Genomic DNA, 12,422 nt, shown 5'->3' on the forward strand with positions numbered 1-12,422 from the left:
ATTGCCCTTGCTTAGCGATCTGCCGGGGCAAATTTGACCTCATTTTCAGTTATTCCAGAAGGGACTTTCAGGATTACCTCCGTACCCTGACCGGGCGTGGAATGAATCTCCCATTGGCCATTCATTTTCTTTACCCGGGATTTGATATTCTTTTGCCCAATACCCCGCTTTCCCTTGCCGGTCTCGAATCCTACGCCATCATCTTTGATGCGTATTTCACAATAACTGCCAAAGGCTCCGAGGGTAAGGGTTACCCGGCTGGCCTGGGCGTGTTTAACGGTATTTTGAATACATTCCTGAACGATCCGATAGGTATTGATTTTAATCAATCCAGGGAGGTTATCCCAATCGCAGTCTTTATCAAAATGCATCTCGTATTCCAGGCCTGCAGCGGTACAAAACTCTTCCAACAGCTCCTCCAGGGATACAATAAAATTATGGAATTTTTCGTAAGCCGAATCGTTCAACTGATGCGAAATCGTACGTATTTCCTCCTGTACTGTTTGTAACTTGGTAATCGCTTGTTTCCGCAAAGATTGCGAAGCCTCATCCGATTTTTCATTGAGGCCCAGCAGGACCATGCGAATGCCGTTCATTTCCCCCAAAACCCCATCATGCAGATCTTCAGAAATGCGCTTTTGTTCGTTTTTCTTACTCTCCTCTATTTTTTCGTTTTGAGTCAGCATCAGGTTAAAGATCTCTTCATTGGTTTCCTGTTGCTTTTTTTCGAACCGCAATTTCTGATTGCGTACGCGTTGGGAAATTATGATAAAAACTGAGGTGCCCAAGAGCAATACCCCAGCCAATATACCAATATACATTAACTGTCTTCGCTCTAGGTTTTCGTTCTCGGCAATATATGCGTCGGTATTAAACCGTACACGTGCAAATTTGTCCTGGATTTGCCGTTCATTTATAGCCAGTTGCTCTTTTAAGCTATCCAGGCTCACCATTAACGCCGGCGCCTTTTCAGGTTCGATTTGAGCTTCCAGTATCATGATGTCCTGCAAGGCATCCAGTTCCCCCAGTTCATTAGCCTTTTCGGTAGCGTAATGCACGTACTCCAGTGCTTTTGCAGTGTCTTGTTCAGCCCAGTAATACTCAGCCAGAAAGTAATAACTCCTCGGCATGCTCCGCTCTGCATTTAAGGAATCCCGAATCTGTAGCGCCTGTTTATATCGATATTCTATGGAGTCTTTTTTGTTGTTCGCTAATTCGGTGAGCCCCAGATTCACCAAGCTCCGGGCGTACAATGCCGGCTCCAATATTCTCAAGGAATCATAATCCGTTACGCCATGAAAATATTGCATAGCCTGTTCGTAATCCTGCATTTCATATGCGGAGTAGCCAAGGTTGTTTAGGATGCTGTAGTAACTCCGGTTGGCAAAGCTCTTATCCTCGATTAATTCCAGGGCCTTTAAGCGGAAGTCTATGGCCTGTTGGTGATTTTTCAAAGCATTTGCTGTGGTGCCCAGCATATTGTAGCAAAATATTTTTCGCTTGTTCGCCTCCTCAGTATCTAAATTCTCGAGATAACGTAAGGCCGTTATAATTGTATTCTGGGACGTATAATAATCGTGTAAATAGTATTCAGCAACAGCCCTCTTTTGAAGACTGGAGGCAATCGCGAAGGGATCATCGGATTTAAGGGAAAGGGTGTAGGAACTATTCGCCGATAAATACGCCGAATCCATTACATTGTTTCTGCGGTATAACGTATACCAGGCGCTGTAGGCCGCTGCCCTGGCAACGGTATCTTTTTTGTCCAACGCATTTTCTTCCCAATCGGATAGAACTCGTCTGTAGATACTGGAATCTCCAACGGGGTTGAGGTGGTCCAATAAACCTTCATAATATCCGATAAAAACGGTATCCGTTTTAGGCACAGATTTTAATAACCGGACAATTGCTTCAGGTTTATCCGGGCTGCTTTCCAGTACGCTATCGATCCTTTTAAGAACTACTTCTCCCTGCAAATTTATGGAGCCTTCCGCTGTTGTAGTCTGCTCCTCACAACTGCTAAAAACCACGAAAGATATCGTCAGGCTCAGAATGGTCCTTATTCCAAGATTCATTCGGATCATAGTTTCATTAAAATAACGAAAAGCCCTGCATCATGCAAGGCTTTCATGTTTATCTTAATTATGGAGTTAAATCCTTGATATAGGAATTAACAGCATTCAAGGGTTATTAATTATCATCATCCTCATCCACGTCTGTGCAGTCGGTACAAACAGAATCTTCGTCAACATCTGTACAGTCTGTACAAACGGAATCCTCGTCTACATCAGTACAATCGGTGCAAACCGCCTGATAGAGTTGTTCTTCATCGGCTGCTGCGTCATTTTCACATGCCGTCATTGCGAAGACAAATGTGATCATTGCTAATAGGCTTAAAACTTTTTTCATAATGCGAGTTCTTAAAAAAAATTGGAATTGGTTTCCCTCAAATATGCCTACTATAAACGGTGTAGATATACCGCAGTTATCCTATTTAGCAGATGGTACCGTTCTGGAAGTATTTGACCGGAATTTCATAGAATCCGGTAAGTCGGGAATTTAATTGTAGCACTAACTCAATCCCGGTGCAAAGCGCGCTGGGTGAGCAGGGTTTTAAGGGCGTCTACATTGTTGCGGTAGCCCCGCGAGAAAGGCAGCTCGGTTTGAATATGTTTGAGGAAACACCGATTCTTTCCGTAATGGATCCGGCTTACATAGTCTCGATTCAGGATGTAACTCTGATGTACGCGTATAAAATTATCGGGAAGCTGATTTTCGAAGGTCTTAAGGGTTTTGTACGCGCTTATCCGACTCCCATCCCGCATTATAAAATCGGTGGTATTATTATCGGCTTGCAGATAGAGGATTTCACTGGTATCCAGATATTGATAGTCCTTGTAGGATTGCAGAAGCAGGGTAGGGGCTGCTTCGGGTTTGGGCAACCGTTTTTTGAGTTTTAAAACAGTTTTGCGGATATCGTATTCATTATACGGATATAACCAATAATCAAAGAATTGATGCTTCACAGCCTGGTAGGCGTGATCCGTGCTTGTGGCTACACCAATGATCAGTGGCGCATTATCGAGGTATTGGGGTAATTCCCTGCACATTTCGAAGCGTGTCTGCGCCTCTTGATCCAGGTTCATGATTACCAGATCTGGTTTGTACTTGAGAATAGCATTGAGACCCTCGTTGGTCGTGCGGGCGTCTTCCAGGTAAGCCAATTCCTGATACTCCTCCATAAAGTGCCTGATCTGCAGGCTTCTGGCAGCGTTAGAATCGATTATCAGATAGGAAAAATCCACAAGGCACAACTTCTCAATATGAAGTTATGAAGTCAAAGCCACAACCACCTATAGAAAAACCATAGATTTCCAATGGTTTTTGTTGTAAATGCTTGATTTTAAGGACTTAATAAGAGTATTCCTACAAGTAAGGGGTATTCTGAAGTACGAGCAGGCCTTTGCTCCCATTTTGCGCTCAGGACAATAACACAGCTGCCATATCAGCCGGGATGGCCACAGGTTTTTGCGTCTTGCTATCCAAAAGGCACCAAATGGTATCACATTCCGCAAGCACCTTGCCCGACTGACTACTCAGGAATTTTACGTTTCGAGTAGAGAGTGGCCCTTTAGCATCTTTGACAAAGGTTTCCAATCGGAGCCGTTCTCCGGCCAGGGCAGAACGCTTATAGTTGATGTTGTGGTTGCGTACCACCCAGATGTAGTCCTTATCCCAGCGTCCATCGCTGAGTTTGTGCCAATGGTCCCGGGCAATATCCTGAACCCAGCTAAGGTACCGCACGTTATTCATGTGGTTCAAGGCGTCGAGATCTGCAGTTTCGACGGATCTTTCGAGCGCGAATGCCGCCATTACTTCCGGACAATTTTAACCTCGAAAAGCCGATCCCATTTTTTTCCAGTCACGAAAAAGGTCTGGCGTTCAGCGTGATAGGCCACCCCATTAAAAACATCCAATTCGGGATGTTGGGTAACCTTGTCGCGCAAACCTGAGAAGTTTACCACGCCTTCGATAATACCGGTTTCTGCATCGATGATCATCATACTCGGTTTTTGCCAGACATTGGCGTATATCTTACCGTCTACATATTCCAGCTCATTGGCCTTGTTGAAAACCGATTTGTTGGTAACCGTTTCGATATACCCTTCTTCGGTCATGGTCTTGGGGTTCAAAATCCATATACGTTCACTTCCATCGCTTTTATAAATCCGCTGCCCGTCATTGCAGAGGCCCCAGCCTTCTTTGCTCTGACCATAGGAAAAACTGGATTTGCGTTCCAGGGATGCAGGATCGTAGATAAATCCGGTATTGCTCTGCCAGGTAAGCATGTAGAGGGAATCGTCCAGCAGGGTAAGTCCTTCTCCGAAATACTTCGGTTCCAAATCGGTTTTTGTGAGGACCTTTCCGGACTTGTAATCTACTTTTCGCAGACTCGAATGCCCACGTTGCCCTGTGCTCTCATACAGTGTATCCCCCTTGAATTCCAATCCTTGCGTAAAGGCTTCGATATCGTGGGGATAGGTATTCAGGATTTCATAGGTAAATATTTCCGGAGGATTCGGAGCCAGCAATTGAATTTTCAGCTCAACAGGCGTTGCTTCACCATCGGAAAAGACCTGTGCGGTGAGCTTATGGTTTCCTCCCCGACCAGCCTGTAGAACTACCGTTCCGGCATTTACTTCCAGGGTCTTGCCATCCATGATGTAATGCACCGAATCCGGACTGAACCCTTCAGGGGCTACCAGGCGAACTTTAGTGCTTTGCCCCAGTGTAAATTTAGTTTCGCCCTCTCCAAGGCGAAGGCTTAATTGCTTTTTTGAATCCGCCCCGCAGGCCAACAGCATCAGCGGGAATACTAAAGAGATAAACGCTTTCCACATAGTGCTAAAATACGCAGCACTAATCATTGCCCCAAATTCAAAAGGTCGTATATTTGCGCGCGGCAAGTCCTACACGACCAGCTCCTGCTTAATCCCCCAGGGCGGGAACGCAGCAAGGGTACGCGGTTGTAGCGGTGCGATGTAGGTAGCTTGCCGTTTTTTTATTCCCTGAACATGGTAGAAGCACAAGTAGTATTGATCACCGGTGGCTCTTCTGGCCTCGGGGAGGCAACTGCCCTTTATTTGATCCGATTGGGGTATCGTGTTTACGGAACTACCCGAAATCCGGATCGTTATCCCGAACCCCGCAACTTTCCGTTACTCGGCATGGATGTTACTTCCAAAGAATCTGTGGATTCTGCTGTTGCGGAACTTATTTCGCAAGAAGGCCGCATAGATATCCTGGTAAACAATGCAGGTGTAGGTATTACAGGACCTTTGGAAGAAACCCCACATGCTCAGAGCCTCCACGCAATGGAAACGAATTTTCATGGTCCGCTTCGGGTCATGGAGGCAGTACTCCCTCAAATGCGAAAGCAGGGAGGCGGCCGTATCGTCAATATCACCTCCATCGCCGGCTGGATGGGTTTACCTTATCGGGGCATGTATTCGGCAAGTAAGGCTGCCCTTGAAATTGCCAGTGAGGCCATACGTATGGAAGTGCGTTCGATGGGCGTCAAAGTTTCGACCCTGGCTCCAGGGGATTATGCCACCAATATCGCTTCAGGTCGTTATCACAGTCCGTTGCACGAGGATTCCCCTTATGCAACCGAATACGGAAGAAGTCTGGAATTGATGAATGCCCATGTCAGCGAAGGGAGCGACCCGCTGGAAGTAGCAAAGAAACTTCATAAGATACTTAAGGCCAGAAATCCCAGGGTGCATTATGCGGTGGGAAGCCCCATGCAAAAGTTTTCCCTGGTCCTTAAAAGATTGCTCCCCGCCACCTGGTACGAACGCTTGCTGCGTAATCATTATAAATTGTAATTTTGAGAAGCCAGGATCATTGGCGCATAACCTAAAAACATCCTTATGAAATTTTTTATCGATACGGCAAACCTCGACCAAATTGCAGAAGCACAAGCCTTAGGCGTTCTTGACGGGGTAACCACCAATCCTTCCCTTATGGCCAAAGAAGGGATTACCGGGAAAAACAATATTCTCAAACACTACGTGGATATCTGCCAAATCGTCGATGGCGGGGATGTTAGTGCAGAAGTAATTTCAACCACCTTTGACGAAATGGTAAAAGAAGGGGAGGAATTAGCCGAATTGCACGATCAGATCGTGGTCAAGGTACCCATGATCAGGGATGGCGTTAAGGCGTTAAAATACTTCAGTGATAACGGTATTCGCACGAATTGCACCCTGGTCTTTTCTGCAGGACAGGCCTTACTGGCAGCCAAGGCGGGAGCCAGTTATGTTTCGCCGTTTATTGGTCGCCTGGACGACATCAGTACCGATGGCCTGCACCTCATTGCTGAAATCAGGGAGATTTATGACAATTACGACTTCGGTACGGAAATACTTGCTGCTTCCATCCGACATACCATGCATGTGATTGAATGTGCCAAATTAGGAGCGGATGTAATGACCGGCCCACTCTCTGCTATTGAGGGGCTGTTGAAGCACCCGCTGACGGACATTGGCCTGGAAAAATTCCTGGCGGATTATAAAAAGGGCAATTCCTAGAAAGAAAGGGAATAAAGAGTTATTTCGTCCCTACGTAGGAAAGATTGGCGAAACCGTCAACGATTTTGCCATCGGCCACAAACAGGCTCTTAAAGGGATGATATACAAGTAATTTCTGTACAACCGCTTCGAAATCGGAAGTCCAGTACTGGTCTTCAGGATTCATGGAGTATTGTTGCATGATCTCTTCCCATCTCGTCTTATCGGTCCTCAGGCAAATCCCAATAAAGCGATGCTTTTTGTAGGCTGGACTTGCTTTGAGTTCCCTGATTTTCTTGTTGATATTTCCCAGATGATTGAGTTGGGGCCCCGACCAGAAATAGATGATCAATTCCTCAGAACTACTAGCCAGGGAATTGAGCATTACGGTTTCCCCCTGATGGTCCGTTAGCGCTATGGCGGGAAGTTCCGCGCCGGGCTGGAGCTGCTGAATATTCCCGTGCAGGGTTTCAATTTCTGCCAGGTGTTGATTATTCGGGGAATACTCATGAAACTCGTCCATGAATACGTTAAAATTCTCCGCGGTATCGTGTTTGAGCAGATAATTCAGCGCCACAGTTCGAAACAGATTGTCCCGCAAGTCCCCTTTGGCTACCAGGCTATCGATAAGCTGGAGCTGATGGCGATTAAAATGCAGCTGATCGCTTACCTCCATAGGTTTTCCCTTGCAGGCTTCCTGACAACTCATAAAGGCAATGTTGCCAATATGATATTTCATAAAATCATAGTAGGGGCGCAGATAGGTGAGTTTGGCATTCTCGTAATTAACCGCACTGCGGTAGGCGTAGAAATCTTCCGGCAGTTCATGAAGCATTTTATCTCCGGATACACTACGATGCCAGAACGGGTATCCTTCGCGATAGTAAAAATCCTGATAGCTGATGCAGGAAGATGCCATTTCGCTTGCCTCCGGACTGAGCTCTCCATCGGCATTTAGTTCAGCTAACTCGCGATTTTTGAGGTCGCGTATGGAATCCAGTTTCTCTCCAAAGGCTATTGGTTCCAGCTTTACGAAATCCCGTCTCACGATTTCTTCCTCCCGCTCGTCCTGAAGAAACAAATCGATGAGGTAATTGTTTATTTGCTCACCCTGACCAGAAAAAACAAGAGATTCGTCAAAAGCTACGGTATTGAGCCGAACCTGCATGCTGTCGCCTTGCTGAAGGAAGACGTACTGATATTCCGGGTGGTGGTTAAAAGCGTAAAGACCGTCCTCAAGGTTATCGAGGCGGAAAGTGAACCGATTTTCTGCGTCGAGGTAGGCCGTGTCTTGAGGAATTTCTCCCTTTAACAGCACCACCTGATCTGAAGTAGGGTTTACAATTTCCCCTGCCAGGATCGTTGCCGTTGCTTCTTTGGTCTGATTTTTACATCCCCAGAAGACGGAAAGAAGTCCCAGGGCCAGGTAATTTAATCTCATATATGCCTGCTGCATTGTCCGACACAAATCTAGCCAATGCCTGAAATTACTGCTGTTAAGGCCCCGTTAAAATACTCCTAAAGCCTTGAATCTTAGGTGGAATTTAACAGCTATTTCAGGCTTTCACTACGTGCAAATATGTGTATTTTTGCAGCAAATTAACAAGGCTATGCTAACGGTATCCAATCTTTCTGTTCAGTTCGGGAAACGCGTCCTCTTCGATGAGGTCAACGTAACCTTTAACCCCGGCAATTGCTATGGGGTAATCGGAGCAAATGGGGCAGGCAAATCGACCTTTTTAAAAATTCTTTCCGGGGCTATTGATCCGACCTCCGGCCATGTCCACATTGAGCCGGGCAAAAGAATGTCTGTGTTGGAGCAGAATCACAATGCCTACGACGATCATCCTGTACTGCAAGCCGTATTGATGGGGAACAAGCCTTTATATGAGATCAAAACTGAGATCGATGCCCTTTACGCTGATTACGACGATGACAAGGCCGAGCGCATCGGGGAGTTACAGGTAGCATTTGAAGAGATGGACGGGTGGAATGCCGATAGCGACGCTGCAGCATTGCTCTCTAACCTCGGTATACCGGAGTCCATGCACTATACCCCAATGTCGGAAATGGAATCCAAGATGAAGGTGAGGGTTCTCCTTGCCCAGGCTTTATTCGGATCTCCGGATATCCTGGTTATGGATGAGCCAACCAACGATCTGGATTACGATACCATCGGCTGGCTCGAAGATTTCCTGGCAAACTACGAGAATCTTGTAATCGTCGTTTCCCACGACCGCCACTTCCTCGATGCAGTATGCACCCACATCGCTGACATCGACTTTGGTAAACTCAACCTCTACAGCGGAAATTACAGCTTTTGGTATGAGAGCAGCCAGCTGGCAGCGCGCCAACGGGCACAACAAAACCGTAAGGCTGAGGAGAAAGCCAAGGAGCTGCAGGAATTTATCCAGCGTTTTAGTGCCAATGTGGCTAAATCCAAACAAGCAACTTCCCGAAAGAAAATGCTTGAGAAGTTACGGGTAGAAGATATCAAACCTTCCTCCCGCAGGTACCCGGCCATAATTTTTGAAAGGGAACGCGAAGCCGGGGATCAGATCCTGCAGGTAGAGAACCTCTCCGCCAAAAGCGAAGAAGGGGAGTGGTTGTTTCAAAAAGGAGAGCTCAATCTGGCTAAGGGCGATAAGGTAGCTTTGATTTCCCGCGATGCCCGGGCCACTTCTGCATTTTATGAAATAGTAAATGGAAACCGTGTAGCCGAAACAGGAAAATTTTCCTGGGGAGTAACGACTAAGACCGCATATTTGCCGGCAGACAACAGCACATTTTTTGACAATGACCTCAATCTGGTGGATTGGCTCAGGCAATGGGTCCAAACCCAGGAAGAAAAAGAAGAAGTGTATCTGCGCGGATTTCTGGGTAAGATGCTCTTTAGCGGGGAGGAAGCCTTGAAAAAGTGTTCCGTCCTATCCGGTGGCGAGAAGGTTCGTTGCATGCTGAGCCGAATGATGCTCTTGCGGGGGAACGTGCTGATGCTGGATGAACCTACCAACCACCTCGACCTGGAATCGATAACGGCGTTTAACAATTCGTTGAAGCAATTCAAAGGGACGGTTATTTTCACCACTCATGACCACCAATTTGCTCAAACTGTGGCAAATAGAATTGTAGAACTCACACCAATGCATACTATTGACCGCTATCTGACGTTTGATGATTATATGTCAGACGCTACGATACGGGAACAGCGGAACAAAGCGTACCAGGTACCGGTCTAAGCGAAAGACAGCCCAAATCTTTTAGCTATGAGAACCTTCCTGCCAGGCCTTCTGGCCGGGCTGTGGTTGTTTAGTTCCTGCTCTTCAGATACTACCGGAGATGAGCCCGGAGATAAACAGCCGGATCCCGGTGTCGCCACCAATTACAGTATTTTTCTAGAGGAGAACGGAACCTTCAGTCTACAGGACATTTCGGCTGATGCCCTGGATATCGAAGCCCTGGGCACGGTTGAAGTCAACGCTTCAGCAGCCCCCCTTTTCAGTGGTGTTGAACAATCTGTTTTCGCAATTTTGTTGCCAAGTGCGAATTGTGGGGTCGATGTACTCATCTATTCCCCCCAGACTAGCACTACCCATAGTATCCTTACCGGGCTGGAAGCCTGTACTGTTGATATTCTCGGATTCGCCCAAAGCTTACAAGCCAGTTATATACTTTACGCCGATGAAGATCCGATTTCAATAACTTCGCGATATACTGTGCGGCGTATCTCGGCCGATGGAATGGATTTTACCGATATAGAACTTCCGGGAAGGGCCATTGATCTCGATATTTCTTCAGGGAAATTATTTGTCCTTGCCTATTTGTCGGAAGCGGAGACTGAAAGTGCCTTGCTTGAATTCAACGCTGATTTAAGCGGAACTCCGGAATTACATCCCGTGAGTACAGGTGGAAAACTCTTGACTTCCCTGGGTACGGATCGATTACTACTGGGATATGAAGATGCCCATCAGATCTACAATTCAGCGACGATGAGCCTGGTGGATAATATTCTGTATCAACCCGGCACGGAACCTGGATTTACTTATGAACGCCCGCTTAGTGATCCCTCCGGAAACTTGTTGTATTATCTTTTTGACGATCCTCAGACACCTGCTAAAGAGCGTATTGCGGCTATTTATGATTCGAACCGGCGAACCCTTGTTCTTTATTTGGTCGAGAATTTCCTGAGTCCGGACCAGCGGGAGTTCCAGTTCGATGTTGGTTCCGTAACTGCAGTAGGATATGACTCAGAAAATGGCTTGCTGATTATCGGCTATGCCCGGGCGACCAGTGTAAATCACGGAGGATTGCTACGTCTGAAATTAGAGCCGGAGTTTCAATTTTTGGACCAGTTAGACCTTCCTGCAGTCCCGCGAATGATCTACACCAACCGGTAAGTACTTTTATGATCTATACCAACCGAAGCGTCTATTTTCGTACTCCCGGTAGCATCAGGCATTGAAATACTTGGAATTCCAGATAGCAGGATTAAAGTTCTTCCCTAGTGCAAATCCATAGAAAATTACAACGGCTGCCAGGGATTTGAAGATAAAAAAGAAGATAATCCAGAACTCTGCACTTCCTCCTTTCTTGGAGAACAACCCTTCCGGAACCCCAAAGGTCGCCAGTAGGCTAAAAGCCAGTACAACAAGCGTGAGATTTACAATATTCCGAAACGGCCAGACAAGCGCTTTGCGAAGTGGGTGGAGATCCTTACCCCAACGGTGAATCAGGTAATAATAACCGTTCCCCAGGGGAGCAAATAAGAGCGGATCGTCCTTGTCTTCCAACTTAAAGAGGCGGGAAGGAGCCACAATTTTCAAGGCATCCAGGGTGGTATCGTGCTTAGCTTCCAATTCGGCAATAGCAGCAGTAGCTTCCTCTGGTAATTCCGGTTTGAAATATTTTAAGTCCAGGAAACGCAGCCTGTAATCGATGCATATTTTACGGATATCATTTTGGTGATAAATCCGACTGGCCTCAAGTTTATCGAGATTAAATCGATTTTGGGTTACTTCCGAATGCGAACTGCTAATGGCGAAGGAATCCAGGAGGGCCAAAAGGTCTTTTTCGGAATCGCGACCGCGACGGGCTGCATCTAACTTCTTTTCAAGATCAACGGGTGAGAACATAATTTTCTTTTCTAGCACTTCAAAATTAATAACTGGAACCAGGGAAAGCAATAGGAATATTCTTATTTAAAATGTTAAATAAATGTTAATTACGATGAACGACCACCTCAGATACGGCCCTTAACCTGCCAAAAAAGTATCTTACCGACGAAACCAAACCATTCATCGACTAAATCGGCCCCCGCGATCCGTGAGAACTTTACGTTTGCTATTCTTCCTGGCTCTGTTTGGTATCAGCTCCAACGCTATGGCGCAGGCGGCTGTAATGGCCCGATCCGATGCCCAATCGAATTCAAAAGTCGATAGCTTATCTACCGCATTGAAGGTTTTGGAACTGTCCGAGTTGCGAGAAATACTTAGCAATAGTGGCCAATTCACTGTTTTTGCTCCCTCTGATGCTGCATTTAAACAATTAGGAGAAGAAGAAATAAAAGCACTACTGCAACCTGAGAATAAGCAGGAACTACGGTCTTTGATGGCTTACCACATCGTCGCCGGAAAACTTACGGCTTCGCGTATACTCCAGGCACTTTCCCGGGGTAAAGGCTACGCCAGTCTCACAACGATTCAGGGTGAAGAACTACGAGTAAGGCTTATCGGAACGGATATCGTATTAATGGACTGTTCCGGGAATGAAGCACGAATAACTGCGGCGGATACTACGAGTCGTAATCTGGTATTCCACCGAATAGATCGTGTAGTTGTTCCGGCCCCTTAG

At 46.5% G+C, this 12,422-nt stretch carries 12 protein-coding genes and 1 other RNA gene; 6 read left to right on the forward strand and 7 right to left on the reverse strand.

The window, feature by feature from the left end:
- Positions 1 to 11: 11 nt before the first annotated feature.
- The 5 genes from BM318_RS08380 to BM318_RS08400 all read right to left on the reverse strand — a co-directional run bounded on the left by BM318_RS08380 (position 12) and on the right by BM318_RS08400 (position 4,901).
- On the reverse strand, positions 12 to 2,075 hold the full coding sequence (locus BM318_RS08380) for a tetratricopeptide repeat-containing sensor histidine kinase (RefSeq protein WP_177218284.1): 2,064 nt from the start codon (positions 2,073 to 2,075) through the stop codon (positions 12 to 14).
- Positions 2,076 to 2,190: 115 nt separating this feature from the next.
- The gene (locus BM318_RS08385) at positions 2,191 to 2,382 is read right to left on the reverse strand and encodes a hypothetical protein (RefSeq protein WP_143099945.1); all 192 of its coding nucleotides are present in this window, start codon (positions 2,380 to 2,382) and stop codon (positions 2,191 to 2,193) included.
- Between the two features lie 194 nt (positions 2,383 to 2,576).
- Positions 2,577 to 3,305 carry a LytR/AlgR family response regulator transcription factor gene (locus BM318_RS08390; protein WP_092982185.1) on the reverse strand — a complete coding sequence of 243 codons (729 nt, stop codon included), beginning with the start codon at positions 3,303 to 3,305 and terminating at the stop codon, positions 2,577 to 2,579.
- 175 nt (positions 3,306 to 3,480) lie between these two features.
- Positions 3,481 to 3,873 carry an acyl-CoA thioesterase gene (locus BM318_RS08395; protein ID WP_092982186.1) on the reverse strand — a complete coding sequence of 131 codons (393 nt, stop codon included), beginning with the start codon at positions 3,871 to 3,873 and terminating at the stop codon, positions 3,481 to 3,483.
- Positions 3,873 to 4,901, reverse strand: a complete 1,029-nt coding sequence (locus BM318_RS08400) for a glutaminyl-peptide cyclotransferase (protein ID WP_092982187.1) — start codon at positions 4,899 to 4,901, stop codon at positions 3,873 to 3,875. Before BM318_RS08400 ends, BM318_RS08395 begins: the two co-directional genes overlap by 1 nt.
- 60 nt (positions 4,902 to 4,961) lie before the next feature.
- Between BM318_RS08400 and ffs the strand changes: the two genes are divergently transcribed.
- From ffs to fsa, 3 genes are all read left to right on the forward strand, one after another.
- Positions 4,962 to 5,060, forward strand: an RNA gene (ffs, locus tag BM318_RS08405) — signal recognition particle sRNA small type.
- Positions 5,061 to 5,075: 15 nt separating this feature from the next.
- A complete protein-coding gene (locus tag BM318_RS08410; RefSeq protein ID WP_092982188.1) occupies positions 5,076 to 5,888 on the forward strand; it encodes an SDR family oxidoreductase in 813 nt (270 codons plus the stop codon).
- Positions 5,889 to 5,933: 45 nt separating this feature from the next.
- Positions 5,934 to 6,593: a fructose-6-phosphate aldolase gene (gene fsa, locus BM318_RS08415; RefSeq protein ID WP_092982189.1), complete on the forward strand. Its 660-nt coding sequence runs from the start codon at positions 5,934 to 5,936 to the stop codon at positions 6,591 to 6,593.
- A gap of 19 nt (positions 6,594 to 6,612) precedes the next feature.
- On the opposite strand, the gene BM318_RS08420 is transcribed toward fsa, so the two are convergent.
- Positions 6,613 to 8,013 carry a transaldolase gene (locus BM318_RS08420; protein ID WP_143099946.1) on the reverse strand — a complete coding sequence of 467 codons (1,401 nt, stop codon included), beginning with the start codon at positions 8,011 to 8,013 and terminating at the stop codon, positions 6,613 to 6,615.
- Positions 8,014 to 8,182: 169 nt separating this feature from the next.
- On the opposite strand from BM318_RS08420, the gene BM318_RS08425 reads away from it, so the two are divergent.
- Both BM318_RS08425 and BM318_RS08430 read left to right on the forward strand, forming a co-directional pair.
- Positions 8,183 to 9,811 carry an ABC-F family ATP-binding cassette domain-containing protein gene (locus BM318_RS08425; RefSeq protein ID WP_092982191.1) on the forward strand — a complete coding sequence of 543 codons (1,629 nt, stop codon included), beginning with the start codon at positions 8,183 to 8,185 and terminating at the stop codon, positions 9,809 to 9,811.
- 27 nt (positions 9,812 to 9,838) lie between these two features.
- A complete protein-coding gene (locus BM318_RS08430; RefSeq protein ID WP_092982192.1) occupies positions 9,839 to 10,969 on the forward strand; it encodes a hypothetical protein in 1,131 nt (376 codons plus the stop codon).
- A gap of 54 nt (positions 10,970 to 11,023) precedes the next feature.
- Here the strand turns inward: BM318_RS08430 and BM318_RS08435 are convergent, their stop codons facing one another.
- A complete protein-coding gene (locus BM318_RS08435; RefSeq protein ID WP_092983440.1) occupies positions 11,024 to 11,704 on the reverse strand; it encodes a hypothetical protein in 681 nt (226 codons plus the stop codon).
- 190 nt (positions 11,705 to 11,894) lie between these two features.
- On the opposite strand from BM318_RS08435, the gene BM318_RS08440 reads away from it, so the two are divergent.
- On the forward strand, positions 11,895 to 12,422 hold the full coding sequence (locus BM318_RS08440) for a fasciclin domain-containing protein (protein WP_245759789.1): 528 nt from the start codon (positions 11,895 to 11,897) through the stop codon (positions 12,420 to 12,422).

The organism is Robiginitalea myxolifaciens (assembly GCF_900115205.1).
GTDB classification, from domain to species: Bacteria; Bacteroidota; Bacteroidia; order Flavobacteriales; family Flavobacteriaceae; genus Robiginitalea; species Robiginitalea myxolifaciens.